The organism is Brucella cytisi, assembly GCF_038433355.1.
In the GTDB taxonomy this organism is placed as follows: Bacteria; Pseudomonadota; Alphaproteobacteria; order Rhizobiales; family Rhizobiaceae; genus Brucella; species Brucella cytisi.
The window spans coordinates 191735-216005 of record NZ_JBCAUP010000010.1 but is presented as its reverse complement, the minus strand read 5'-3'; the positions used below and the strand labels follow the sequence as shown (position 1 = coordinate 216005).

The following is a 24271-nucleotide window of genomic DNA, read 5'->3' as shown; positions in this document are numbered from 1 at the left end:
TGTCACGCATTTTCCAAACGAGGAGGCGTCCAGCCCTTGCCGGGAATGGAGGCAAGGAGGCGCTGTGTATATTGATGTTGCGGATTAGCGAAGACCTCAGCCGTCGGACCTGCTTCGGCGATCTCTCCCTTCGACATGACGATGATGCGATCGCAAAGCTGGGCCGCGACGCGCAGATCATGCGTTACGAAAAGAAGCGACAGATTGAGCCGTTCGCGGAGGTCGGCCAGAAGCCGCAACACCTGAGCCTGTACGGAGACATCGAGCGCGGAGACCGGTTCGTCGGCGACGATGATGCGAGGTTCCAGCGCCAGCGCACGGGCGATGCCGATGCGCTGCCGCTGCCCGCCCGAAAATTCATGCGGAAATCGGTCGGCGGCAGCGGGCGAAAGCTCTACCAGCTCCAGCAACCCGCGGGCCTTTGCGTGCGCCTCTGCCTTCGGTACGCCATGGACGATTGGCCCCTGTGCGATCAGGTCCACGACGCGGCGGCGCGGGTTGAGCGAGGCCATCGGGTCCTGAAAGACCATCTGGATGTCCTTGCGCATGGCCCGCACTTCACGCGGACTGGCGCTCAGAAAATCTTTGCCATTCACATCGACCTTGCCGCTATCGGCTTCAAGCAGACGGGTGACGATGCGCGAAACGGTTGTCTTGCCCGACCCGCTTTCGCCCACGACGCCAAGCGTTTCACCCTGACGTAGTTCAAACGAAAGGTCCTTCACGGCAGGAACGGCACTTCTTTTGCCGGTGAGCAAGCCGCCGCGCGCCTTGAAGGTTTTGCGTAAAGCGCTCGCCTTGAGAATGATCGGCTGAGCGTCCACAGATGGCTTCGGTTCGGGCGGAGTGAGAGCTGGAACCGATGCAATCAGCGCCTTGGTATATGGGTGCTGCGGATGGTTCAGCACGTCGTTTGCCGGGCCTTCCTCGACCAGTTCGCCAAGCCGCAGAACGGCAACGCGGTCGGCAATTTCCGCCACCACGCCGAAGTCGTGCGTGATGAACAGGATGCCGGTATTGTGTTCGCGTTGCAGGTCGCGGATCAGTTTCAGGATTTGTGCCTGCGTGGTCACGTCGAGCGCGGTGGTCGGTTCGTCGGCGATGATGAGGCGCGGTTTCAGGATCAGCGCCATGGCGATCATGACACGCTGGCGCTGTCCGCCCGAAATCTGGTGCGGGTAGGCGTTATAGGCGGATTCCGGGTCCGGAATTTTCACTTCCGCCAGCATATCGAGCACGGCGGCGCGACGTTTCTTGCGACCGAGCTTCATGTGCAGGCGCAACACTTCATCGATCTGCCAGCCAACCGTCTTCTGCGGGTTGAGTGCGGTCATCGGCTCCTGAAAGATCATGCCGATGCGGTCGCCGCGCAGCTTCTTCATATCGGTTTCGCTGAGCGAATAGAGATCGGTGCCTTCCAGTCTGATTATGCCATTGGTCACGCGCACATGCGGTTCCGGCAGAAGGCGCATGATTGCGCCTGCCGAAAGCGATTTGCCGGAGCCGCTTTCGCCGACGAGGCAGACGATTTCACCGGGGTTGATGGTCAGTGTCAGGTCCTGTAGGGCGTAAGGGCGGTCGGCGCCCTTTGGCAGCGCGATCTGCAGGTTTCTGATTTCGAGAACGGGTGCAGCGGTCATTATTTCTTCTGCCTCGGATTAAGCGCGTCGTTCAGGCCTTCGCCGAGCAGGCTGAAGGAAAGAACGGTGAGCAGAATGGCGATGCCGGGAATGACCGAGCAGAACCAGTCGGTGCGCAGCACGGCGCGACCCTGGCCGATCATGTTGCCCCAGCTTGCATAGTTCGGATCGCCGAGACCAAGGAAGGCGAGAGCGCTTTCCATCAGGATGGAGGTGGCCATCACCACCGATGCGAAGACGATCACCGGCGGAAGGGCATTCGGCAGGATTTCGCGGAAGATGATCGAGGCATTGCCAACACCGAGATTACGCGCAGCATCGATGAATTCGCGCTTGCGCAGCGCCAGAAATTCGGCGCGCACCATGCGGGCAGGCGCGGTCCATGACACGATGCCGATGCAGATGATGATGTTTTCGATCGATGACCCGAAGATTGCCACCAGTGTCAGAAGCAGTACGAAGCTTGGAACGGTCTGGAAGGCTTCGGTGATGCGCATCAGAACGTCATCCACCCAGCCGCCATAATAGCCGGCAAGAGCGCCGATGATGATGCCGATCACGATAGAAATCAGGGTGGCGACCACGCCGATCAGAAGCGAAATGCGCGCGCCATGGACGATGCCTGCCATGATATCGCGCCCAAGCTGGTCGGTACCAAGCGGCGTTGCAGCATTGACGAATGGCCAGACGAGCGGATCGCCTACGCGCCGTAGCGGGTCGCCGGGCGCAATGACATCGGCCAGCAGCGCAATCAGGACCACGGCGATGAAGAGGATAAGGCCCAGTACGGCGGCGCGGTTGCGGCTGAAGCGCTGCCACAGAATTTTTGCGCGCGAGACCTGCGGGCGGGTGAGGGAGAGTTCCTGTGAAGTCATGACAGTTCGATCCTGGAATCAAGCCGCGCATAGATGAGATCGGTGATGAAATTCACGATCACCACCAGCACCGAGCACAGGAAGATGATGCCCATCAGCGTGTTGAGGTCGCGCTTGATAACGGAGGTGTAGGCAAGTTGGCCGAGGCCGGGTAGCGAAAAGATTGTCTCGATCACGACCGAGCCGCCAAGCACAGTCGAGAATTGCAGTCCGAGCAGCGTAACGACAGGCAGGAATGCGTTACGCATGATGTGATGGAACATCAGCCTTGCACCGCTTGCACCCTTGGCGCGTGCGGTGCGAACATAATCAAGGTCGGCCACTTCCAGCACGCTGGTGCGCATCAGGCGCATGTAGAAGGCGAGATAGATGAGCGAAAGCGCCGTCGTCGGCATGACGAGGTGCACGGCAATATCCCAAACATTCTTCCAGCCGGTATAGAAACCGGCAATCGTCTTGTAGCCACCGACCGGCAGCCAGCCGAGCTTGACGGAAAAGATGAACATCAAGATGAGGCTGAGAAAGAAGCTCGGCATTGCATAGAAGACAAGGCCAAGCGTGGAAATCGCATTGTCGGTCAGCGAATAAGCGCGCCGCGCGGCGAAAGCTCCGAGCGCAATGCCGAAAATGAAGGCCACCGAAAGCGAGGAAACCATGAGCAGGAGCGTCGGCACGAGACGGGCCATCAGTACGTCCAGCACCGGCTGTTCGTAGACATAGGACCAGCCGAAATCGAACTGTGCCAGCTTGGTCATGTAGATCCACAACTGCGTCCAGACCGGCTGGTCGAGGCCGTATTCGGCGCGCAGATTGGCGACGAATTGCGGGTCTGCGCCGCCCATGTCGCCAACAAGCGCGTCCACCGTATCGCCAGGGGCAAGCTTGATCAGCAGGAATGACCCGATCATGATGAGAAGAATGACGGGGATCGCCTGCAAGATGCGCCGCAGCGCAAAAGTCAGGATCGGGGGCAGGGGCATTGCGGGTTATCCTGCAAGATATTCATTTCAGCATTCATAAAACTGGGGAACCGCTGCCGGATGACCGGCAGCGGTTGGTATTGTTTATTGATCGATCCACAGATCGTACCAGCTGGAGGAATCCCAGCGCGGCGTGTTGTGGTGGTTCTTCAAGACCTTATTGGTCACGCCGACGAACGGATGTTCGATGGCGAAGATGACCGGCAGGTCTTTCATCTCAAGCTGCTGGATCTGGTGATAAAGATCGGCGCGCTTGGCCGGGTCGAGCTCGCTCGCGGCCTTGTCGATCAGGTTGTCCATTTCGTCCGATTTGTAGTCGAACTGGTTGGACCATGCGGTGCCGACCGGAGCGCCGGAGCGCAGCCAGACGGTGGTGGAAACAGCCGGATCGGAGCGGAACTGGTGCCAGCCGCTTGCCGTGTCGAAGTCATGGTCACGATAGACACCGTTCAGAAAGCCCGGCGCATCGTTGGTCAGGATCTGGACGTCGATACCGACTTCCTTCATCGCCTGAGCATAATATTCGGCCCAGAGCTGCGTATATTCACCCCATGGTGCCGGGCGATGACGCAGCTTGAAGCGGATGCCGTCGGGGCCAGCCGGATAACCGGCTTCGTCGAGCAGTTTCTTCGCCTTTTCAACATCATACGGGTAGGTTTGGACCTGATCTGTGTAATTGGCGCCGCCGGCGCTTGGGATCGGGCCACGGCCCGGCTTGGCATAGCCGCGCATGATCGTCTTGATCGCAAAGTCGATATCGAGCGCGTGATAGATCGCCTGGCGAACCTTCAGATTGGCAAGGATCGGATTGCGCAGATTGAACTCGATGGTCGAGTGGGCAACGTTGTTTTCGAAACCCTTGGTGCCGGTGTCAAAGCGGCCATCCTTCTGGAGGCGCTCGGTATCCGACATGGAAATACCGTTGAAGGCGGTTTCCATCATTTCACCGGCTTCAAGCGCTGCGGCAGCAGCGGCCTTGTCCGGCATGAAACGCCAGACGATGCGGTCGAGATAAGGATATTCCTTGCCACGCCAGTAATCGTCGTTGCGCTCGGCAATGATGTGCTGGCCGCGCTCATATTCAACGAACTTGAACGGTCCCGTGCCGACCGGTGCGGCGTTGTACTTGTTCTTGAGAATATCCGTGCCTTCATAAAGATGCTTCGGCACCGGATGACCGAGATCAGGCATGGCGGCGACGAGCAGCTCCAGCGGCATCGGCTTGGAATAGCGGAACACTGCCGTGTGCGGATCGGTGCAATCGACGGCTTCGAGATTGGCCTGAAGCGTGGTCGAATAGTTGAGCAGCTTCTTCCAGAGGTTCATCGCGCTGTACGAAACGTCATCGCAGGTGAAGGGCTGGCCGTCATGCCAGCGCACATTCTCGCGCAGCTTGAAGGTGATAGCCTTGCCGTCTTCCGAGGAAGACCAGCTGGTCGCCAGAACCGGCACGTAGCCCTCATAAGTGCGGTCGATCAGCGGTTCCATGATGCGGCCGGTGATTTGATAGACGCCGGTGGAGGCGCGCAGCGCAGGGTTAAGCACACCCTGCTCGGTGTTCATATGGACGATGACGGTGCCGCCGCGCTTCACTTCTTCGGCGTGCGAAGACGCCGTCGCAAGCGAAAACGCCGCTAGAAACAGGCCAAGGCCAGCTTTTCTGATATGCATTCTCTGTTCCCCTGAAGGACGTTGAGGGAGGGCTTTCCAGCCTCTTTTCCCGCACGTCCCAATATTGTTCAAGCCCCTGAAATCGCAACGAAATGCCACCTCAGAGGGTCTTTATTGTATGCAAGCATTGATATGCTAGAATCCGTGGCGATAATGTCAAGATAAACTAATATCGCGGGCAAAATTGGTAAAATTTCTCGACCAGCCTGCGTTAATAAATGTCGATTTTCTACGACGGAGTTTGTTGATGAGCCAAAATTCCCCCGAGCAGAATGCAAACTCGGGCAAAAACGAGCGCGGCGCGGTCTGGATCACCGGCGCCGGGTCCGGCATCGGCGCTGCCATGGCACGACGGTTCGCGCGTGAAGGCTGGCGCGTCGCGCTGACGGGCCGCAAGGCGGATGCACTTGCAGCGATTGCCGAGGAGATCGTCTCCAATGGTGGCGAGGCGCAGATATTTCCGGCGGATGTTCTCGACCGGGAGGCGGTTGCCGCTACTGCCGGAGCTATCGTCGAATGGGCAGGTCGTCTTGATGTGCTCTGCAACAATGCCGGTCTCAATATTCCGCGCCGTAGCTGGGCGGATATTGATTTCGATTCATGGGACGATGTCATCGACATCAACATCAAGGGTGCAATCAATGTGATTGCCGCTGCTTTGACGCCCATGCGCGCGCAGGGTGGTGGGTTGATGATCCACACATCGTCCTGGGCAGGGCGGTTTTCATCGCCCGGCGGCGGCGTCCCCTATGGTGCGTCCAAACATGCGCTCAACGATTTGAGCGCCAGCCTGAATGCGCAGGAAGGGCCGAACGGCATCCGGTCGACAGTGCTGTGTCCCGGTGAGGTGGCGACGCCGCTTCTGGCGCGTCGTCCGGGCTTCGATCTCTCCCGCATGGATGATGTCATCCAGCCCGAGGATATGGCTGACACCGCGCTCTATGTTGCCAATATGAATCCCAAGGTTACGATCCACGAGATCGTTCTGGCTCCGACCAAGAAATAGAAAAGGAAGTTTTGTATGTCTCATCCGGTCAAAGGCGTCGATCATATTTTCCTGCTGGTCGGCGATCTGGAGAAAAGTGCCGAACAATATCGCCGTTTCGGATTTACGCTGAGCCCACGTGGCCTCCACAGCAAGGAAAAGGGCACTGGCAACTACACCATCATGTTTCCGGAGGATTATTTCGAGCTGCTCGGCATCGTCGCCGAGACGCCGGGCAATCTGCATCAGCGTGAGAAGCTGGCAGCGCAGGGCGAAGGACTCCATGCCATTGCCTGCCGCATCGACAATGCGCGCGATGCCAAGGCGAAACTGGACATGCTTGGCATCAAGACCGGCGAGGTTGGCGCGTTTCAGCGTCCCGTAGAACTGCCGGGCGGTGGCGAGGGTGTTGCGGCTTTTGAAACGGTGTCTTTCGCGGAAAGTGAAGTGCCGCAAGGTATGGTCTTCATGTGCCAGCACAAGACCCGCGAAACGGTCTGGCTGCCGGAACTGATCGAACATGCAAATGGTGCAAATGGCCTTTCCGCCATTATTGCCATCTCATCCGATCCAGAAGCTGCTGCCAATGGTTTTGCCCATCTGTACGCCAATGGCGAGGCAGAGGCACAGGATGGTGGCTGGAAGGTTTCGACAGGCTCACGTTCGGCAGACATATGGGTTGTGAGTGAGGAGAAAGCCGCTGCAATCTATCCCGGTGTGGATTTTGCCCGGACACCGGGCAAGGCTTTCGCCGTTCTGCGCATCCGGGTCGCTTCGCTGGACAAGGCGCGCATCGTTCTCGATGCCAACGGAATTTCCCACGCGAAGACATCTGCGGGCATCGCCGTGCTGCCGGAAAATGCCAGCGGCACGGTTCTGGAATTTTCCGAGCAGTAAGAATTTGAACAAGCGGGGCTGTGAGGCCCCGCTTTGCTAATCAGCGCGGAAAGCGCTGGTTTTCTTCCAGTACGTTCAGGTCCATGTGGTTGCGCATATAGCGCTCGGACGCCTTTTGCAGCGGCTGGTAGTCCCATGGATAATAGGCGCCGTTGCGCAACGCCGGATAGACGACGTGGCGACGAGCCTGACTGGCCCGGACGTCGGCATCGTAGCGTTCCAGATTCCAGCGTTTTTCAGCTTTGGCCAGAAGGTCGTCCAGAACGGTTTTGAATTCCGGCAGTTCCGCCAGATTGCGCAGCTCGTCGGGATCGTCGGCAAGGTTGAACAATTGTGGCGGGTCGGCGCGGCAAAGGTTGAGCTTCCAGTCGCCATCCCGCAGCGAGACCATCGGCGCGATGGTGCCTTCGGCTGCATATTCGACTGGAACCGCGCCGCGTTCGGCGGAACCTGAAGCAACACCAGTCAGTGAAACGCCGTCGGTCCACGGCATGATGCCCTTGAGGTCGATGCCCGCAAGGTCGGCCAGTGTCGGCAGAACGTCGAGCGTCGAGACGGGCGCATCCACGCGGCCAGCCCGCAATTGCGGGGCCGCAATCATCAACGGGACGCGAGCGGAGCCATCGAAGAAGCTCATCTTGAACCACAAGCCGCGTTCGCCAAGCATATCGCCGTGATCGGAAGTGAAGACGACGATCGTGTCATTCGCCATGCCGCAACGCTCGATCACATCGAGCAGCGCGCCGATCTTGTCATCCACATAGGAGATATTGGCGAAATAGGCTTGCCGTGCCGTGCGAACCTGTTCGCGGGTCAGATCGTAGTCCTCGGCCTTGCAGGCTCGCAACAGGCGTTCCGTATGGGGATCGATTTCGCTCTCCGGCAGAGGTCTGATCTTCGGATCAAGTTCGGGAATGTCCGCATAAAGATCGAAGAAGCGCTTGCGCGCTACGTAAGGGTCATGCGGATGTGTGAAACTGACCGTCAGACACCATGGCCGCTCGTCGTGGCCGCGCGCCAGATCATAAAGCCTTGCTTCGGCCTGATAGGCAACTTCATCGTCATATTCGAGCTGGTTGGTGATTTCGGCGGAACCCGCTCCGGTGATCGAACCGAGATTGTGATACCACCAGTCTATACGTTCACCGGGCTTGCGATAATCCGGCGTCCAGCCGAAATCCGCCGGGTAGATGTCGGTGGTGAGCCGCTGCTCGAAACCGTGCAACTGATCCGGCCCGACGAAATGCATCTTGCCGGAAAGCGCCGTCTGGTAGCCAGCGTTGCGAAGGTGATGCGCATAGGTTGGGATTTCAGACGAAAACTCCGCCGCATTGTCATAGACGCCAGTTCGAAACGGCAACTGGCCCGACATGAACGACGCACGCGCCGGGGCGCAAAGCGGGCTTGCCGTGTAGCAGTTGGCAAAACGTGCTGAACGTTCGGCAAGCTTTCTCAGATTGGGAACATGCAGGAATTCGGCCGGGCCATCTGGAAAGAACGTGCCGTTCAGCTGATCGACCATGAGAATGAGTATATTCGGCTTTTTCATTGTGCGGGACCGTTGGCAAGTGTGGGAACGCGAAACGGCGGGCGCTGAAACGCCCGCCTGCAAAGTGCGTGTTGTTCTCGGTTAAAGACCGAGGTTTGCCTTGACGGCTTCCGCGCCCGGTTCGCCCTTGAATGTGGTAACACCCGCAAGCCATTTGTCGATCTGGTCCGGATGCGCCTTCAGCCATTCCTTGGCGGCTGCAGGGCCTTCCGCACCTTCATCGAGAATCTTGCCCATCAGCTCATTCTCGATATCGACAGTGAAAGTGAGGTTCTTGAAGAACGTTGCGGCATTCGGGCACTGCGCGGCCCAGCCGGTGCGGCCAAGCGTGTAGACTTCCGCGCCGCCGAAATTCGGGCCGAAATAGTCATCGCCACCCGCCAGATATTCTATCTTGAGCTTGTTGTTCATCGGGTGCGGCGCCCAGGCCAGAAACACGACCCATGCCTTATCCTTGTTCTTGCGATCCACCTGCGCGAGCATGGCCTGCTCGCTCGATTCCACCAGCTTCCAGCCATCGAGCTTGAACTTCTGGTCCTCGATGATTTTCTGGATGTTCTGGTTGGCAGGCGCACCCGGCTCGATGCCGTAGATTTCCTTGCCAAATTTGTCCGCATGGGCGGCGAGGTCGGCAAAGTCCTTCACGCCTTCGCTTGCCACATAATCCGGCACGGCCAGCGTGAACTTTGCCCCTTCGAGGTTTTTCACGATGACTTCGGCGGCTTTCGCCTTGTCGAGATCGTCGCGGAACTTCTGCTGTGCGGGCATCCAGTTGCCGAGGAAAACGTCAAGATTGCCAGTCTTGAGCGCCTCATAGCCGATGGGCACGGACATGGTTTTTACATCGGGCTTATAGCCGAGACCTTCCAGCAGCACGCTTGCGACGGAGTTGGTGGAGGTGATGTCGGTCCAACCCGGATCGGACAGCCGGATGGTTTCGCAAGCGGCGGGATCGGCAGCAGAAGCCGCTCCTGTAAGTCCCGCCAGTGCCGTGAACGCCAGTGCCGCAATCTTCAAATAGCGCATTTTGTGACCCCTCCTATAGATTAAGACCAGTTATGTCTTATGTTCCTACTTTAAGGAGAACATCATTTAGGCTAAGGAAAAACCCATTCATTTTTTATCGAAGCTATAGAAAGAATTTATGGTTTCTCCATCCTGGGACCTTGGCAGCCTTGGCGTTTTCGAAGCGGTGGGACGATTGGAAAATCTGACCCTTGCCGCGCGTGAACTCGGCATGACGCAACCGGCGGTCAGCTATCAAATAAAACGTATCGAGGAGCGTCTGGGCGTCGGATTGTTCGCTCGACGGGCCCGTGGTGTCGAGATATTGCCCGAGGGCCGCATTCTTTATGAAGCAGTGCGCTCCGGTCTTGATGGAATCGATGAGGCTGTGCAGCAGATAAAACGTCGCCAGCGCGCGCCGGGACTGCGGATCGCGACCGACTATGGCTTCGCGACATTCTGGCTGATGCCGCGTGTCGCGCAATTTCGCCCGAAACATCCGGAGGTGGATGTGCGCATCACGGCATCATCCATGCTTCAGCCGCTCGACCGGCGTGACGCGGATATTTCGGTCCTTTTCGGCGGTCGCGAGGATTTCCCGAAGGACGCTATCGCCTTCATCGGTGAAAAAGTCGTGCCAGTCTGTTCGCCAACCTATCTTGCCGAGCATGGCCCGTTTCCGGATGGGAAACGGCTGGGTAGCGCTTCACTGCTGCATCTTGATACGCTGCAGGGTGATCGCTGGTTCACATGGCAGTCATGGCTCGATGCTATCGGTGAGGACATCGTGGACGGCAATTACGGGCTGGTCTTCAACACCTATAATCTGGTGATCGAGGCAGCCATTGCCGATCAGGGGCTGGCGCTTGGCTGGGCGGGGCTGATCGACGGGGCCGTGCAGCGCGGGCAGCTTGTCCATGCTTGCGAGGTGTCGCAGACGAGCGACAAGGGTTATTGGCTGGTCTTCAATCCGGACATTTCTGCGGGCGCGCGTAAGCTCGCACTGGAATTGCTGCAAGCAGCAGAGGAAAGCTGATATTGTAAGAAAGCAGTCGCGATCCTACTTTTGCACATCATTCAATATCTGACGCGCTTGCCAAAAGCGCGCGTTTTTTTAAGAGGTGTCGATATGATTACCTGGAACCGGATCGATGAAACGAATTGAACTTCTGATCGAAAATATCATTCTGGCGTCACGCTGGCTGCTGGTTGTCTTCTATCTCGGCCTCGCCGTTGCGCTGGCGATCTATGCTGTATCCTTCGTGGGCAAGCTGTTCGATTTTGCAACGAAAGTCACCGCGCTGAATGATACCGACACGATCCTGAAAGTCCTCGGGCTCATCGACGCGGCGTTGATTGCGAGCCTCGTGGTGATGGTCATCATTTCGGGCTATGAGAATTTCGTCAGCCGCTTCGATCAGGCTGGCGACGAGGTGCACTGGCTTGGCACCATCGATGCAGGCTCGCTCAAGATCAAGGTTGCCTCGACCATCGTGGCGATCTCATCGATCCATCTGCTGCAGATATTCCTCAACGCCACCACCTACACGTCAAACCAGTTGCTGTGGTTCACCATCATCCATCTGGCATTCGTGTTTTCGGCGCTGTTCCTCGCCTATATCGACAAGCTCACGGCCAAGGATAAAGGCGGGGCTAAAGGCAAGGGCAAGATCGAGCCGAATATCTGATGCTCTCGGATATAATTCATTGAAAAGACCCGGCTTTTGCCGGGCCTTTTGTTTTGAAAGACGAATGCAGTAAAGTTGGTTTCAATCAATTTGAAGAAGCTGCCGATATGCATTGCTGGCAGCGGTGTGGCTCCATTTCAACCTTGTGCTAGACTGACCTTCTTTGAGAGGAAGGGCTGACCATGACACGTCTGACGGCGAAGGATTTCCCGCAAGAACTTCTCGAACTCTACGATTTCTATGCCCATGGCCGGATAACCAAACGAGAGTTTCTGGACAAGGCTGCAAAGTTTGCGGTCGGCACCATGACGGCCACAACCATACTGACCTCGCTCAGTCCCGATTATGCGATGGCGCAACAGGTCGAATTCACCGATCCCGATATCCATCCCGAATACATCACCTATCCGTCACCGGAAGGAAACGGCGAGGTTCGAGCCTATCTGGTGCGACCGGCCAAGCTGCAGGGCAAGCTGCCCGCCGTCGTGGTAGTGCACGAAAATCGCGGACTGAACCCGTATATCGAAGACGTCGCCCGCCGTGTCGCAAAGACCGGTTTCATCGCACTCGCGCCCGACGGTCTCACCTCGGTTGGTGGCTATCCCGGCAATGACGATAAGGGCCGTGAATTACAGCAGCAGGTCGACCCGACCAAGCTGATGAACGACTTCTTTGCGGCGGTCGATTTCATGATGAAAAGCGATCTGACGACCGGAAAGGTCGGCATTACCGGCTTTTGCTATGGCGGTGGTGTTGCCAATGCGGCGGCGGTCGCCTTTCCGGAACTCGCAGCCGCCGTGCCTTTCTATGGCAGGCAGGCCCCTGCAGATGAAGTGCCGCGCATCAAGGCGCCTATCCTGTTGCACTATGCCGAACTGGACACCCGCATCAATGAGGGCTGGCCCGCTTATGAGGAAGCGTTGAAAAAGAACGGCAAAACCTACGAGGCTTATATCTATCCGGGCGTCAATCATGGTTTCCACAACGATTCCACACCGCGCTACGACGAAGCGGCGGCGAAGCTCGCATGGGACCGGACAATCGAATGGTTCAAGCGCTATCTGGCCTGAAGTTAGAGCATGTCTCCCGAAAGTGGGAACCGGTTTCGGGATGAAGACATGCGTGAAAACGAACAGATAGGGCGCCGATCTGATGCAATCAGATCGAAACGCGCTCTAGGCCTTCGCTTTCAGGGCCTTGAAGACGTTGACGGCTATCACGACGACAATACCGATTAGAACCGCAAGTACAGCCTGTAGGAAGGAGGTGGCGATCCATTCGAAGGCGGCTGCAAACCGGGTGCCCTCGGTCGGCAGGTGCGAGACGATGGAATGGATGAAGGCTTCAACGCTATGGATGCCGATGGAATCCAGCCCATGTACGATGATGCTGCCGCCGACCCAAAGCATGGCGATGGTGCCGACAGTGCTCAGAACCTTCAATATGATGGGCATGCCCGCGACCAGCCCCTTGCCGAGTTGCCTGCCGAAAGCCGTGTGACTGTTGCGCACGAGCGAGACGCCCATATCGTCGAGCTTCACGATGATGCCGACCACGCCATAAACGGCGAAGGTGATCAATATGCCGACCGCGGCGAGGATGGCCGCCTGCGTATAAATGCTCGACGGAGCCAGGCCCGCCAGCGTCAGCGCCATGATTTCCGCCGACAGGATGAAGTCCGTGCGGATCGCACCGCTGACGGTTGTTTCCTCGATCTCCTTGGCAGTCGTGCCCTTGGTTTCCTCATGTTCCTCTTCCTTGTGCGGGATGAAGAACTCCACCAGCTTTTCCGTTCCTTCAAAGGCCAGATAGACACCGCCGATCATCAGAAGCGGCATGATGAAGGATGGTGCGAAATAGCCGAGGATGAGCGCCAGCGGCAGCAGGACGATGAGCTTGTTGCGCAGCGATCCCTTGGTGATTTTCCAGATGACCGGCAATTCACGTTCCGGCTTCAGCCCCACGACATATTTCGGCGTGACGGCCGTATCATCAATCACGATGCCTGCAGCCTTGGCGCTGGCCTTTGCCGTCTGTCCTGCAACATCGTCGAGCGAAGCTGCCGCCATTTTCGCAATGGCTGCGACATCATCGAGAAGCGCGAACAAGCCGGACGCCATGGGGAACCTTTCTATATTGCTGTTGCGGGTAGCTAAACTTTGAATGGGTAGTACGTCTAGATGGAAATCATCATTGCCTGCAACTGTATCTGAAATCGATACAATCTGTGCATGATTGTCAATGTTTCAATGATCATACTGATGGCTATATTGGCGGTAACACAACAGGAGAGATAGCCATGCTTAATCAGATCAAGGGCCTCCACCACGTGACCTCGCTTGCCGCCGATGCGCGCTCCAATAACCGCTTTTTCACCAATATTCTGGGACTGCGCCGCGTCAAGAAGACCGTCAATTTCGACGATCCGAGTGTCTATCATCTCTATTACGGTGATGAACTAGGCACGCCCGGCACTGTCATGACCTATTTTCCATTTCCCGGCATGCCGCGCGGTCGCGATGGTACGGGCGAGGTGGGGACGACGGTATTTGCCGTGCCGCAGGGTTCTCGTGGCTTCTGGAAGGATCGTTTCGAACAATCCGCCGTCAAGATTGAATCCGAAGACGAGGCGTTCGGCGAAAAGCGTATCCATTTCCGTGGACCGGATGGCGACAGTTTTGCACTGGTTGAAGTGAAGGACGATCCGCGTGTGCCGTGGGCACATGAGGGGATTGATGCCAAGCACGCCATCCGTGGCTTTCATTCGGTCTCAATGCGGCTTCGCGACGAAGGCGCGACCTCGGAACTGCTGAAATATATGGGATACCAGAAGCTCGATGCGAAGGACGGTGTCACCCGGCTCATCATGCCGGAAGGCAATGGTGCGGGCGTCATCGATCTGGAAACCTTGCCAGCAGTTGGTCGCAACCAGCAGGGTGCCGGTTCCGTGCATCATGTGGCATTCGCCGTCGAAAACCGCGAGAAGCAGCTGGAGGTGCGCAAGGCGCTGATGGATACGGGCTATCACGTCACACCGGTCATCGACCGTGATTACTTCTGGGCGATCTATTTTCGCACGCCGGGCGGTGTGCTGTTCGAGGTGGCGACCAACGAACCCGGTTTCGACCGCGACGAGGATACGGCCCATCTCGGTGAAGCGCTGAAGCTGCCGGAGCAGCACCAGCATCTGCGCAGCTATCTTGAAGAGCATCTGGACAAGATCTGAAGAGGTCGGGACAGGAGATCGAATATGACAATCCAAACCTATGAGCATCGGCTGAAGGCCGGTGCGACCGGAGCGCCGCTGTTCATCGTGTTTCACGGTACGGGCGGCGATGAGAACCAGTTTTTCGGTCTGGCAGAGCAGCTTTTGCCGGAAGCGACCATCGTGTCGCCACGCGGTGACGTTTCGGAATATGGCGCTGCGCGCTTCTTCCGCCGCACAGGCGAGGGCGTCTACGATATGGAAGACCTTGCTCGCGCCACCGACAAGATGGCCGATTTCATGGCTGGCCTTGTGGCTCAGCACAAGCCGTCCGAAGTGATCGGGCTCGGCTATTCCAATGGCGCCAATATCATGGCGAACCTACTGATCGAGAAAGGCAGGGTGTTCGACAAGGCGGCACTTCTGCATCCGCTGGTGCCATTCAGGCCGAAGGACAATCCGGCGCTCGAAGGCGCGAAAATTCTGATGACTGCCGGGCGGATGGACCCGATCTGTCCGCCGGATCTGACAGAAGCGCTTGCACACTATTTCGAGCGCCAGAAAGCTGATGTCGAGCTGGCCTGGCATCCGGGCGGGCACGAGTTGCGCCAGACGGAACTGGCCGCCGTTCAGTCACTGCTCCAGAATTAAGCTCAAAGCCGCCGTTCAATTTTGCACGGCGGCATTATTGTTCTGGCTCTCTTGTAAAAAACAATATACATTATATTTAAATGTATATTGAATGCAGGGTGCCATGATGGATGCGATTTCGGGCCGTGTGCCAACCCATGAAAACAAAATGACGCGTTCGGAAATGGAGGGGCGGGCAACCGAGGTTGCCGAACTCCTCAAGACGCTGTCGCATCCAGCGCGGCTTATGCTGGCCTGCACGCTTGCAGAACGCGAATATTCGGTTGGAGAGCTGGAGGAAGTGCTTGGCATTCACCAGCCGACGTTGTCGCAGCAGCTGGGCGTGCTGCGTGAAGCGGGCATTGTCGAAACCCGTCGCGAAGCGAAGCAGATTTTCTACCGGCTGACGGAAGCCAAGGCCGCACAACTCATCGAGGCGCTTTACGGTATTTTTTGCGCACCGGAGGAACGGGCATGATCACAACCTATCTGCAATCATTGGCAGGCGGTATGTTGCTTGGCCTTTCCGCAATCCTGCTGCTCGTCTTCAATGGGCGCATCGCCGGTATCAGTGGCATCGTCGGGCGGCTTCTGGGCGGCAAACAGGTTCCAGCCAATGCGGTCTTTGTGGTCGGCCTCGTTCTGGGACCGATTATCTATGCGGCAATTTGCGGTTCCTTTCCCCCAGTCACGATGGCTATGTCCTGGCCCGTCATCGTCGTGGCAGGACTTCTGGTCGGCATCGGAACGCGGATGGGATCGGGCTGCACATCCGGTCATGGCATCCTCGGCATGGCGCGGTTTTCCAGGCGTTCGATAGCCGCGACGCTCACCTTTCTCATAACGGGCATCGTGGTGGCCAGCATTTCGGGAGCATTGCTATGAAACAGTCGGCATATGCGCGTCTGGCTATGACGCTGCTTGCGGGCGCGATCTTTGGTTTTGGTCTGTCGCTGTCGGGCATGATCGATCCGTCGCGGGTGACGGGCTTCCTGAATGTTACCAGCGGCCATTGGGACCCGAGCCTTGCCTTCGTGCTGGGTGGCGCCCTCCTGGTGGCTATCCCCGGCGTGATGTTGCAGCGGCGTATGGCGCGGCCGGTGCTGGACCAGTCTTTCCATCTGCCGGAGAATGCTGAGATCGACTGTCGGTTGATTACCGGTTCTGCCATCTTCGGCGCGGGCTGGGGGCTGGCAGGGTTCTGTCCCGGCCCTGTCGTGTCCGCACTGTCCATGGGGTTGCCGCAGGTATGGCTCTTCGTTGCGATGATGGTTTTGGGAATGATTTTCCACGATCGTATTATGACGAGGTCTTCATAGGAAAATCATTCCGGGCGGCGAAATTCCGGACAAAAGCCAGCAGAAGCATTCAAATCTTGAACTCTTTGGTCAAATTACCCTTTTAATAGGGGGATGAATGAGTTAGGCACCCTTTGAACGATCTTGAGGGAACCGTGCCATGGCTGGATTGCTGAAACGTTTTGCCGGATATTATCGTCCGCATCGTGGGCTGTTCGCGCTGGATTTTACCAGCGCCGTGGCCTCCGGCCTGCTTGAGCTTGCCTTTCCGGTTGCCGTTACGCTTTTCATCGACAAGCTGTTGCCGACCGGCCAGCTTGGCGTGATCGCCATTGCTGCGGTCGGCCTGCTGGCCATTTACGTCGTCAATGCCTTCCTGCAGGTCATCGTGACCTATTGGGGGCATATGCTTGGTATCAAGATCGAGACAGAGATGCGCCGCAAGGCCTTCGATCATCTGCAGAAACTCTCCTTCGGCTTCTTCGATAATCAGAAGACCGGCCATCTTGTGGCGCGGCTGACCAAGGACCTGGAAGAGATCGGCGAAGTGGCGCATCACGGGCCGGAAGATGTCTTCATCGCGATCATGACCCTGATTGGCGCCTTCATCCTGATGCTGTGGGTGCATCCGCAGCTTGCGCTGATTACCGCCGTCATCGTACCGCTGTCGGCCTATGTCACCACCCGCTATGGCGGACGCATGACGCACACATGGCACGCGCTTTACCGGCGTGTGGGCGATTTCAACGCCCGTATCGAGGAGAATGTCGGCGGCATCCGCGTCGTTCAGGCCTTTACGAACGAAGATCACGAACGCCAGCTTTTCGCGGAGAGCAACGACAAGTATCTCACCACCAAGCTCGCCGCCTACAAGATCATGGCCGCGTCGATGTCTCTGTCCTATCTGTCGATGCGCTTTGTACAGGTCGTGGTGATGCTGGCAGGCGCATGGTTCGTGGTGCGCGGCGAACTGACGGCTGGTGGATTTGTCGGCTTCCTGCTGCTGGTGAACGTGTTCTTCCGCCCGATTGAAAAGATCAATTCGGTCATCGAAACCTATCCAAAAGGCATTGCCGGTTTTCAGCGTTATACGGAATTTCTCGATACGCGCCCGGATATTGCAGACCGCCCCGGTGCGCAGTCCGTTGCACGTCTGACCGGCGATATCGTATATCGCGATGTCAGTTTCGGCTATAGTACCGAGCGCCCCATTGTCGACGGTCTCGATATTTCCATTCGTGCTGGCGAAACGATTGCCTTTGTTGGTCCTTCCGGTGCAGGTAAAACGACGATCTGCTCGCTGCTGCCGCGTTTCTATGATGTGACGAAGGGCGCGATTCTTGCCGACGGCCGCGACATTCGCGATATGACCCTGAAGTCTCTGCGGTCGAATATCGGTATTGTCAGTCAGGATGTGTTCCTGTTCGCCGGAACGATCCGGGAAAACATCGCTTATGGCCGTCTTGATGCGACCGACGCGGAAATCGTTGAGGCTGCGCGCCGCGCGCGGCTTGATGGTGTGATTGCCAATCTGCCGGAAGGCTATGACACGGTTATCGGCGAGCGTGGCGTCAAGCTTTCCGGCGGGCAGAAGCAGCGCATGGCCATTGCGCGCATATTCCTGAAGAACCCACCGATCCTGATCCTTGATGAGGCGACTTCCGCGCTCGATACGGAAACCGAACGTGCCATCCAGCAATCGCTCGCCGAGCTTTCGCAGGGCCGCACGACGCTGGTGATCGCACACCGCCTTGCAACCATCGTCAATGCCGATCGCATTCTGGTGGTGGAGGGCGGACGGATTGCCGAACAGGGCAGTCATGCCGAGCTTCTGGCCATGAAGGACGGACGCTACAAGCGCCTGCATATTGCGCAGGCTGGGCTGAATCAGGGGCATTATTCAGCGGCGGAATAGGCTGATCTGCACATCAGGATACGCTTAAGAAAGGCGGCCTTTGGCCGTCTTTTTTTATTGTCTGACAATGAGCGGAAGAGTTTCCGTTGATATCTGATGTATCAGATATTGACATATCAGATTCGCTGTTTCAGGATCAGAGCGTGAATTCAGTGACAAACAGGTGTTGCCTTGGGTGATAATGTTTCCCCCCTTTCTCCGATCAAGGTGAAGAGCCTCAGAGACCATGTGCATGACAATCTGCGGGAGGCGATTATTTCCGGGCGGATCAAGTCCGGCGAAAAGCTGAATGAGAGGCAGCTGGCATCCGATCTGGGCATCAGCACGAGCCCTTTGAAAGAAGCGCTGCGCCAGCTGGAAGGAGAAGGGCTGGTGCGCACGGAGGCCCGTCGTGGAACGTTCGTATCGTTCAATGCGCGGCAGGCCGAAGAGATGACGCTCGCTCGTGCCGCGCTTGAAAGCATCATTGCGCGGCAGGCGGCCAAGCATGGCGGCGAGGAGGCGTTCGGCTTTCTTCGCGCGGTGATTGAAGAAATGCGGGCGGCGGTCGAGGCAGGCAATGTCGATCAGCTGATCGAGCTGAACGAGAAGTTCCACGACGGCATCCATGAGGCATCGGGATGTGAATATCTGCGCCGGTTGCAAAATGCACAGCGCATGTACGACCACGCCGCAAGGGTGACCGTTCTGTCGCGCGAGGATGTGCGTCGGCAGTCCTTCAACGAGCATGAAGCAATCATGAAGGCAATTACGGCACGTAACGGCGATCTGGCTGAGCGTCTGATGCGCGAACACATCGTGAAAGCGGGAGACACGCATATCGAACTGGTCTTCTGACCAGTACATTGGGAGGAAATAATGGATCTAGCGGAATACCGCCGGGTGCTTCGGGGCATCTCGGGTGTGCACGCGACTGCCTATGATACAGATGGCGAAATCGATGACGCGCTGACGGCGAAAATTGTCGAGCGGATCGCCGGCGCCGGTGTGCATAATATCGTTACCGGCGGCAATACGGGCGAGTTCTACAGCATGACTGTGGATGAGGTTATCCGCTTGCAGGCTATCGCGGTGAAAGCGGCAAATGGCAAGGCTGCAGTGACAGCCGCAGCCGGCCGTTCCGTGCGTGATGCGATCAGGATTTCACAAGCAGCACAAGCCGAAGGCGCCGATGGCGTGATGATCCATCATCCGCTTGATCCCTTTGCGGCGCCGCATGCGCAGGTGGATTATTTCATTGCGATTGCCGAAGCCATAGACTTGCCAATCGTTGCCTATATCCGTTCGGATCTGATTCCGCTCGATGAAATGGTGCGCCTAGCGACCCATGCCAAGGTCGCAGGCGTCAAGTTTGCATCGCAAAACACGATGCTCTTCTTCGAATGCTGTCGGGCGACAAAAGGCATGGATGCGACCTGGATCTGCGGCCTGGCGGAAAGCTGGGCCTTGCCTTTCTATGCCCTTGGTGGCCGCGGCTTTACCTCTGGCCTCGTCAATGTTGCACCGAAGCGTTCGCTGGCGGTCTGGAATGCGCTGGAAGCGGGAGATTTCGCAAAAGCGCGAGCGGTGGTCGAAAGCATTGCCGATTTCGAGACCATGCGCACCAAGTACCGTAATGGCGCGAACGTGACTGTTGTGAAGGAAGCGTTGCAAATTCAGGGGTTTGAGGTCGGAAAAGTGCGACTACCCGGATTGCCACATCTTGAAGCGAATGATCGCGAGGTGCTCCAGACAATCGTCTCGGGCTGGGAGACTGATGGCATTGTCTGACAAATGAAAGCCGGCCGTCCTGACAGGGAGAAGAGGGGCGCACCGGAAAACCAAAAAGTGGAGGAGAACATGAATAAGGGAATTTCACGTCGTACATTCATGGCGGGGGTCGGGATTGCGACCGGCATGGGTATCATGCTGCCGAAAAGCGTATGGGCACAGTCGGCGAAACTGCCGTCTTCGCCAGTAGCGCTCAACGTCATTGATGCCGCTGGCAATCTGGCCCTGACCCAACCGATCTTCGACAATTTCGCAGCCGAGCAGAAAGCTCTGGTTTCGCGCTTCACCTTCAACAAGGCACCGGCGCCGGAACTGCCGGGGAAAATCAAGGCGCAGCAGCGCGCCAACCGAATTGACATCGACATGGTGATCGTCGGGCCGGATGCGCTTTCCGCCGGACTTGCCGATGACATATGGACCGACATCATCGCGTTGCCGGATAACGGCTTGCCGAAGCTTCAGGATATCTATCTTGAACCGGCATGGCGTATGCAGGAAATGTCGAAGGGCAAGGGCGTTGTGGTTTCCTATTATCCATCTGGCCCCCTTCTTGAATATCACCCCGACAAGGTGAAGACACCGCCCAAGACCGCTGAAGAACTGCTCGCCTGGACGAAGGAAAACCCGAACAAGTTCATCTATGCTCGCCCGGCCAATTCTGGTCCGGGGCGCACCTTCCTGATGGGGCTTCCCTATCTTCTGGGTGATAGTGATCCGAAGGACCCGGTCAAGGGCTGGGACAAAACCTGGGCCTATCTGAAGGAGCTGCACAAGAATATTGAATACTACCCGGCAGGTACGGGCGCGCTCATGAAGGAACTGGGCGAAGGCACGCGCGATATGACGGTGACGACCACTGGCTGGGACATCAATCCGCGTGCGCTCGGGGTGGTGCCGAAGGAAATGGGCGTCAGCAAGCTGGAAGGCTTCCACTGGGTTTGCGATGCGCATTACTTCGCCATTCCCAAGGGCGTGTCCGAGGAAAAAATCGCAGTGCTGATGGAATTCATCAAGTTCTCGCTCAAACCCGACCAGCAGGCCTATTCCTACGATGCCGGTTATTTCTATCCGGGTCCTGCTGTGAAGGACGTCACCATCGAAATGGCGCCGAAGGAAAGCCAGAACATCATCGCGGAGTTTGGCCGTCCGGAATATGCCGACTGGATTGCAAATAATCCGATCGAGCTGCCGCTCGAACCGGAGGCGCTGGTCGCTGCATTCCGCCGCTGGGACGAAGACGTCGCCGCTGGTTGATTGACCGAAGGCTGGGTGGTGGGCCGTGAAGGGCTCGCCACTGGCCGCTGATAGTCGCCAATTCTAAATCATGGTGCTTGTCTCAATGTCCTTTCAAGAACTCCGGCTCGACCGGATGAGCCGATCATTCGGAACTTTCAATGCGCTGAGGGAAATCAACCTCACAATCCGGAAAGGCGAGTTCATCGCACTTCTGGGACCTTCCGGCTGCGGGAAATCGACGGCTCTCAATTGCATCGCCGGACTTCTCGGCACGACGAGCGGTGGCATCTATATCGATGAACGGCGCGTGGACCAGTTGAAACCGGAGGATCGCGGTTTCGGCATGGTGTTCCAGAACTATGCGCTGTTTCCGCATATGAATGTCCTGCAAAATGTCGGTTTCGGTCTCAAGATGCGCGGTCTGGCAAAAAGCGAAATAGAAAAACGTGCGCGCGCTGCATTGGCTTTGGTGCGCCTGCAAGGACAGGAAGAAAAACTGCCGGGACAGCTTTCCGGTGGCCAGCAACAGCGCGTGGCAATTGCCCGCGCCATCGTCATCGAGCCGCCGGTGGTTCTCATGGATGAGCCGCTTTCCAATCTCGATGCGAAGTTGCGGCTTGAGATGCGAGCCGAAATCCGCCGCATCCATAACCAGCTCGGCTCAACGACGATCTATGTGACCCACGATCAAGACGAAGCCCTGTCGCTGGCCGACCGCATCGTGGTCTTGCGCGACGGTGAAATCCGTCAGGTCGGCAAACCGCACGAGCTTTACGAAGAGCCCCGCTATCGTGATGTCGCCGCCTTCATGGGTTTCCGCAACGCCTTGCCAGGCAAGGTCGTGCGCGTCGAGAACGGGCAGGCGATCATTTCCGTCGCGGGAAACGAACTCGTTGGCCGTGCGATGGATGAGCTTGAGCCGGGCGACGATGCCGTGCTGATGGCGCGCGGCGATGATGTTGTGTCCGGTTCACGGCACCGCAACGACCTGCAGGCGACTGTCGAAACCATTGAATATCGCGGGCGTGAATATGTTGGCACAGCCCGCACCGAAACTGGGATGGAGCTGATCTTCCATGGGCCGCAGGGCGTGGAGCCCGGCAGTGGTATCGTGTTGGGCGTCGATGCTGGCCATGCGCTGGTTTTCCCGGCGGAGGGCTGAGCAATGGTGGCCGAGACCTATGCGGATGCACCGCTTAAGCCCGGTTTGCGACAACGGCTTGCAAATCGCGGCTTCGATGGCGTTACGCTTCTGATCCTGCCGGCGTTGCTGTTTGTGGTGGGCGTTTTCATCTATCCGTTTCTGTACGGGCTGGTTCTGTCATTCAATCCGCTCGATGGCGGCGGGGCACTGGCCAATTACACCAAGTTCTTCTCCGATCCCTATCTTTACAAGACCATCGGCGCGACGCTTTGGCTTGCGATTCCCGTCACCGTCATCAGTGTTCTTTTCGCGGTTCCCATCGCCATGCGCGTGCGTCTGATGCCGCGCCAGCAACTGCTGACCACGATCCTCGTTCTGCCGGTGACGCTCGGCACGGTTCTGATTGCTGAAGGTCTTTTGAATTATCTGGGGCCGCAAGGCTGGTTCAGCCGCACGCTGATCTATATTGGCCTGATCGACAATCCGCTGAAGCTCACCAATAATTACTGGGGGGTCTTTGCATCGCTGGTCATTACGGTTTTTCCGTTCACCTTCCTGCTGACGCTTTCCTACATAACCGGCATTGATCCCGCACTGGAACGGGCCGCCGCCACGCATGGCGCCAATAGCTGGCAGCGCTTTCGCCATGTCATGCTGCCATTGCTGGTGCCGGGGCTGGTGGTCGCGGCCTGCCTCACCTTCGTGCAGGCTTTTGCTGTGTTTCCATCCGCTGTCCTCTTGGGCGCGCCGTCGGGACCGACCCGCGTGATATCCATCGCTGCAGCACAGGCGGCCTTCGAGCAATATGACGACTCCATGGCTTCATCCATCGCCATGATCATGGCGGCAGTGCAATTGCTCGTCGTCGGGGCACTGCTCGGTGTGCGCTCGCTCTTCTATCGCGGCTCGACCGCTGGCGGAAAGGGATAGATCATGATCCGCGATACTTCCATCCTTTCCAAGCTCTGGATCACGCTCGTTTGGCTCGTAACCGGCTTCTTCGTGCTCAATGTTCTTGCTGTCATCGTGGCCGTGGTGGTTTCAAGTTTCGGCACGCGCTGGCTGGGTACATGGCTGCCAGACGCGTTTACCACGCGCTGGTATGCAGCCGCCTGGGCCGAATTCCAGCTTGATCAAGTGCTTCTGGTCACATTCCAGGTCGTCTTTGCAGTGGTGATCCTGTCGGGCGTTCTGGGCGTCACGGCAGCTTACGCCATGGCACGCCGCGATTTTCCGGGCAAGAAGCTTGTGCTGCTGATCTTCCTGCTGCCGCTTCTGGTGCCGCCGATAACCTTCGGCATTCCGCTGGCAACCGTGCTTTACAAGTTCGGGGTCGGCGGTACCTTCTGGGGCGTCGTTCTCGCCAATCTCGTACCAACGGTACCCTTCGTCATTCTGGTGATGATCCCCTTCATCGAACAGATCGACCCAAAGGTCGAGGCGGCAGCGCGCGTGTTCGGTGCAGGCACATTCAAGCTCTTCATCCATGTGCTTCTACCCATGCTGTTACCCGGTGTGCTTGCGGCCATGCTGCTGGTTCTGGTGCGCACGGTCGCGATGTTCGAGCTGACCTTCCTGACCGCAGGACCGACATCGCAAACGCTCGTCGTCGCGCTCTATTATTCGGTGTTCGCTGCCGGGGTCCGCTCCGTCCAGTCCATCGACGCCATGGCGGTCATTTACATGGTCACCTCGCTGGTTTGGCTGCTTCTGGCACTGCGTTTCGTCAATCCGACGCAGATCGTTGCGCGCAACCGTCAACCGTCTGCGCATTGAGGCACAA

24 protein-coding genes are annotated in these 24271 nt (G+C 57.6%); 17 read left to right on the top strand and 7 right to left on the bottom strand.

Annotated elements, in window-relative coordinates:
- Positions 1-2: 2 nt before the first annotated feature.
- From AAE521_RS11375 to AAE521_RS11360, 4 genes are all read right to left on the bottom strand, one after another.
- Positions 3-1640, bottom strand: a complete 1638-nt coding sequence (locus AAE521_RS11375; RefSeq protein WP_342061360.1) for an ABC transporter ATP-binding protein — start codon at positions 1638-1640, stop codon at positions 3-5.
- Entirely contained in the window at positions 1640-2515 is an 876-nt protein-coding gene (locus AAE521_RS11370) for an ABC transporter permease (protein ID WP_342061359.1), read from the bottom strand. The genes AAE521_RS11375 and AAE521_RS11370 overlap by 1 nt, the downstream gene beginning before the upstream one ends.
- Positions 2512-3495, bottom strand: a complete 984-nt coding sequence (locus AAE521_RS11365; protein ID WP_125301316.1) for an ABC transporter permease — start codon at positions 3493-3495, stop codon at positions 2512-2514. Before AAE521_RS11365 ends, AAE521_RS11370 begins: the two co-directional genes overlap by 4 nt.
- 84 nt (positions 3496-3579) lie before the next feature.
- A complete protein-coding gene (locus tag AAE521_RS11360) occupies positions 3580-5166 on the bottom strand; it encodes an ABC transporter substrate-binding protein (protein WP_071630932.1) in 1587 nt (528 codons plus the stop codon).
- A gap of 247 nt (positions 5167-5413) precedes the next feature.
- Between AAE521_RS11360 and AAE521_RS11355 the strand changes: the two genes are divergently transcribed.
- Both AAE521_RS11355 and AAE521_RS11350 read left to right on the top strand, forming a co-directional pair.
- A complete protein-coding gene (locus AAE521_RS11355; protein ID WP_342061358.1) occupies positions 5414-6172 on the top strand; it encodes an SDR family oxidoreductase in 759 nt (252 codons plus the stop codon).
- Positions 6173-6187: 15 nt separating this feature from the next.
- On the top strand, positions 6188-7048 hold the full coding sequence (locus AAE521_RS11350; RefSeq protein ID WP_071630930.1) for a VOC family protein: 861 nt from the start codon (positions 6188-6190) through the stop codon (positions 7046-7048).
- A gap of 40 nt (positions 7049-7088) precedes the next feature.
- Here the strand turns inward: AAE521_RS11350 and betC are convergent, their stop codons facing one another.
- Positions 7089-8597, bottom strand: coding sequence for a choline-sulfatase (gene betC / locus AAE521_RS11345; protein ID WP_071630929.1), 1509 nt, complete (start codon positions 8595-8597; stop codon positions 7089-7091).
- An 81-nt stretch (positions 8598-8678) separates the two neighbouring features.
- Positions 8679-9623, bottom strand: a complete 945-nt coding sequence (gene choX, locus AAE521_RS11340; protein ID WP_342061357.1) for a choline ABC transporter substrate-binding protein — start codon at positions 9621-9623, stop codon at positions 8679-8681.
- Positions 9624-9741: 118 nt separating this feature from the next.
- Here choX and AAE521_RS11335 point away from each other — a divergent pair, with 118 nt between their 5' ends.
- The 3 genes from AAE521_RS11335 (at position 9742) to yghX (ending at position 12360) form a co-directional block, all read left to right on the top strand.
- Positions 9742-10638, top strand: a complete 897-nt coding sequence (locus AAE521_RS11335) for a LysR substrate-binding domain-containing protein (protein WP_342061356.1) — start codon at positions 9742-9744, stop codon at positions 10636-10638.
- A gap of 115 nt (positions 10639-10753) precedes the next feature.
- Positions 10754-11290: a TIGR00645 family protein gene (locus AAE521_RS11330; RefSeq protein WP_010658524.1), complete on the top strand. Its 537-nt coding sequence runs from the start codon at positions 10754-10756 to the stop codon at positions 11288-11290.
- Positions 11291-11472: 182 nt separating this feature from the next.
- The gene (yghX, locus tag AAE521_RS11325) at positions 11473-12360 is read left to right on the top strand and encodes a YghX family hydrolase (RefSeq protein WP_342061355.1); all 888 of its coding nucleotides are present in this window, start codon (positions 11473-11475) and stop codon (positions 12358-12360) included.
- Between the two features lie 105 nt (positions 12361-12465).
- Here the strand turns inward: yghX and AAE521_RS11320 are convergent, their stop codons facing one another.
- Positions 12466-13410 (bottom strand): DUF808 domain-containing protein, encoded by a 945-nt coding sequence (locus AAE521_RS11320; protein ID WP_010658526.1) that lies wholly within the window; start codon positions 13408-13410, stop codon positions 12466-12468.
- A gap of 179 nt (positions 13411-13589) precedes the next feature.
- On the opposite strand from AAE521_RS11320, the gene AAE521_RS11315 reads away from it, so the two are divergent.
- From AAE521_RS11315 to AAE521_RS11260, 12 genes are all read left to right on the top strand, one after another.
- Positions 13590-14516, top strand: coding sequence for a VOC family protein (locus AAE521_RS11315; RefSeq protein ID WP_342061354.1), 927 nt, complete (start codon positions 13590-13592; stop codon positions 14514-14516).
- A 24-nt stretch (positions 14517-14540) separates the two neighbouring features.
- On the top strand, positions 14541-15146 hold the full coding sequence (locus AAE521_RS11310; RefSeq protein WP_342061353.1) for an alpha/beta hydrolase: 606 nt from the start codon (positions 14541-14543) through the stop codon (positions 15144-15146).
- Positions 15147-15252: 106 nt separating this feature from the next.
- The gene (bigR, locus tag AAE521_RS11305) at positions 15253-15603 is read left to right on the top strand and encodes a sulfite-sensing transcriptional repressor BigR (RefSeq protein WP_342061391.1); all 351 of its coding nucleotides are present in this window, start codon (positions 15253-15255) and stop codon (positions 15601-15603) included.
- Positions 15600-16010, top strand: a complete 411-nt coding sequence (locus AAE521_RS11300; RefSeq protein WP_342061352.1) for a YeeE/YedE family protein — start codon at positions 15600-15602, stop codon at positions 16008-16010. The genes bigR and AAE521_RS11300 overlap by 4 nt, the downstream gene beginning before the upstream one ends.
- Positions 16007-16444: a DUF6691 family protein gene (locus AAE521_RS11295; protein WP_342061351.1), complete on the top strand. Its 438-nt coding sequence runs from the start codon at positions 16007-16009 to the stop codon at positions 16442-16444. The genes AAE521_RS11300 and AAE521_RS11295 overlap by 4 nt, the downstream gene beginning before the upstream one ends.
- A 139-nt stretch (positions 16445-16583) precedes the next feature.
- On the top strand, positions 16584-18338 hold the full coding sequence (locus tag AAE521_RS11290; protein WP_342061350.1) for an ABC transporter ATP-binding protein: 1755 nt from the start codon (positions 16584-16586) through the stop codon (positions 18336-18338).
- A 228-nt stretch (positions 18339-18566) separates the two neighbouring features.
- Positions 18567-19175: a GntR family transcriptional regulator gene (locus AAE521_RS11285; protein WP_010658533.1), complete on the top strand. Its 609-nt coding sequence runs from the start codon at positions 18567-18569 to the stop codon at positions 19173-19175.
- 21 nt (positions 19176-19196) lie between these two features.
- Positions 19197-20108 carry a dihydrodipicolinate synthase family protein gene (locus tag AAE521_RS11280; protein ID WP_342061349.1) on the top strand — a complete coding sequence of 304 codons (912 nt, stop codon included), beginning with the start codon at positions 19197-19199 and terminating at the stop codon, positions 20106-20108.
- 69 nt (positions 20109-20177) lie between these two features.
- Positions 20178-21362 (top strand): extracellular solute-binding protein, encoded by a 1185-nt coding sequence (locus AAE521_RS11275; protein ID WP_374864512.1) that lies wholly within the window; start codon positions 20178-20180, stop codon positions 21360-21362.
- A 70-nt stretch (positions 21363-21432) separates the two neighbouring features.
- Positions 21433-22506, top strand: a complete 1074-nt coding sequence (locus AAE521_RS11270) for an ABC transporter ATP-binding protein (protein ID WP_206044277.1) — start codon at positions 21433-21435, stop codon at positions 22504-22506.
- A gap of 3 nt (positions 22507-22509) precedes the next feature.
- Positions 22510-23418: an ABC transporter permease gene (locus AAE521_RS11265; protein WP_071630918.1), complete on the top strand. Its 909-nt coding sequence runs from the start codon at positions 22510-22512 to the stop codon at positions 23416-23418.
- A 3-nt stretch (positions 23419-23421) separates the two neighbouring features.
- Complete coding sequence (locus AAE521_RS11260; protein WP_029927754.1) at positions 23422-24264, top strand: ABC transporter permease; 843 nt, start codon at positions 23422-23424, stop codon at positions 24262-24264.
- Positions 24265-24271 lie beyond the last annotated feature (7 nt).

What these genes read in the sequence shown, in the direction of transcription:
- AAE521_RS11315 (WP_342061354.1), top strand. Translation starts at nt 13,590, where the DNA reads ATGCTTAATCAGATCAAGGGCCTCCACCACGTGACCTCGCTTGCCGCC.
- AAE521_RS11280 (WP_342061349.1), top strand. Translation starts at nt 19,197, where the DNA reads ATGGATCTAGCGGAATACCGCCGGGTGCTTCGGGGCATCTCGGGTGTG.
- AAE521_RS11300 (WP_342061352.1), top strand. Translation starts at nt 15,600, where the DNA reads ATGATCACAACCTATCTGCAATCATTGGCAGGCGGTATGTTGCTTGGC.
- AAE521_RS11360 (WP_071630932.1), bottom strand. Translation starts at nt 5,166, where the DNA reads ATGCATATCAGAAAAGCTGGCCTTGGCCTGTTTCTAGCGGCGTTTTCG.
- AAE521_RS11365 (WP_125301316.1), bottom strand. Translation starts at nt 3,495, where the DNA reads ATGCCCCTGCCCCCGATCCTGACTTTTGCGCTGCGGCGCATCTTGCAG.
- AAE521_RS11265 (WP_071630918.1), top strand. Translation starts at nt 22,510, where the DNA reads ATGGTGGCCGAGACCTATGCGGATGCACCGCTTAAGCCCGGTTTGCGA.
- AAE521_RS11330 (WP_010658524.1), top strand. Translation starts at nt 10,754, where the DNA reads ATGAAACGAATTGAACTTCTGATCGAAAATATCATTCTGGCGTCACGC.
- AAE521_RS11310 (WP_342061353.1), top strand. Translation starts at nt 14,541, where the DNA reads ATGACAATCCAAACCTATGAGCATCGGCTGAAGGCCGGTGCGACCGGA.
- choX (WP_342061357.1), bottom strand. Translation starts at nt 9,623, where the DNA reads ATGCGCTATTTGAAGATTGCGGCACTGGCGTTCACGGCACTGGCGGGA.
- AAE521_RS11370 (WP_342061359.1), bottom strand. Translation starts at nt 2,515, where the DNA reads ATGACTTCACAGGAACTCTCCCTCACCCGCCCGCAGGTCTCGCGCGCA.
- AAE521_RS11260 (WP_029927754.1), top strand. Translation starts at nt 23,422, where the DNA reads ATGATCCGCGATACTTCCATCCTTTCCAAGCTCTGGATCACGCTCGTT.
- yghX (WP_342061355.1), top strand. Translation starts at nt 11,473, where the DNA reads ATGACACGTCTGACGGCGAAGGATTTCCCGCAAGAACTTCTCGAACTC.
- betC (WP_071630929.1), bottom strand. Translation starts at nt 8,597, where the DNA reads ATGAAAAAGCCGAATATACTCATTCTCATGGTCGATCAGCTGAACGGC.
- AAE521_RS11350 (WP_071630930.1), top strand. Translation starts at nt 6,188, where the DNA reads ATGTCTCATCCGGTCAAAGGCGTCGATCATATTTTCCTGCTGGTCGGC.
- AAE521_RS11275 (WP_374864512.1), top strand. Translation starts at nt 20,178, where the DNA reads ATGAATAAGGGAATTTCACGTCGTACATTCATGGCGGGGGTCGGGATT.
- AAE521_RS11335 (WP_342061356.1), top strand. Translation starts at nt 9,742, where the DNA reads ATGGTTTCTCCATCCTGGGACCTTGGCAGCCTTGGCGTTTTCGAAGCG.
- AAE521_RS11355 (WP_342061358.1), top strand. Translation starts at nt 5,414, where the DNA reads ATGAGCCAAAATTCCCCCGAGCAGAATGCAAACTCGGGCAAAAACGAG.
- AAE521_RS11320 (WP_010658526.1), bottom strand. Translation starts at nt 13,410, where the DNA reads ATGGCGTCCGGCTTGTTCGCGCTTCTCGATGATGTCGCAGCCATTGCG.
- AAE521_RS11290 (WP_342061350.1), top strand. Translation starts at nt 16,584, where the DNA reads ATGGCTGGATTGCTGAAACGTTTTGCCGGATATTATCGTCCGCATCGT.
- bigR (WP_342061391.1), top strand. Translation starts at nt 15,253, where the DNA reads ATGGATGCGATTTCGGGCCGTGTGCCAACCCATGAAAACAAAATGACG.
- AAE521_RS11295 (WP_342061351.1), top strand. Translation starts at nt 16,007, where the DNA reads ATGAAACAGTCGGCATATGCGCGTCTGGCTATGACGCTGCTTGCGGGC.
- AAE521_RS11270 (WP_206044277.1), top strand. Translation starts at nt 21,433, where the DNA reads ATGGTGCTTGTCTCAATGTCCTTTCAAGAACTCCGGCTCGACCGGATG.
- AAE521_RS11375 (WP_342061360.1), bottom strand. Translation starts at nt 1,640, where the DNA reads ATGACCGCTGCACCCGTTCTCGAAATCAGAAACCTGCAGATCGCGCTG.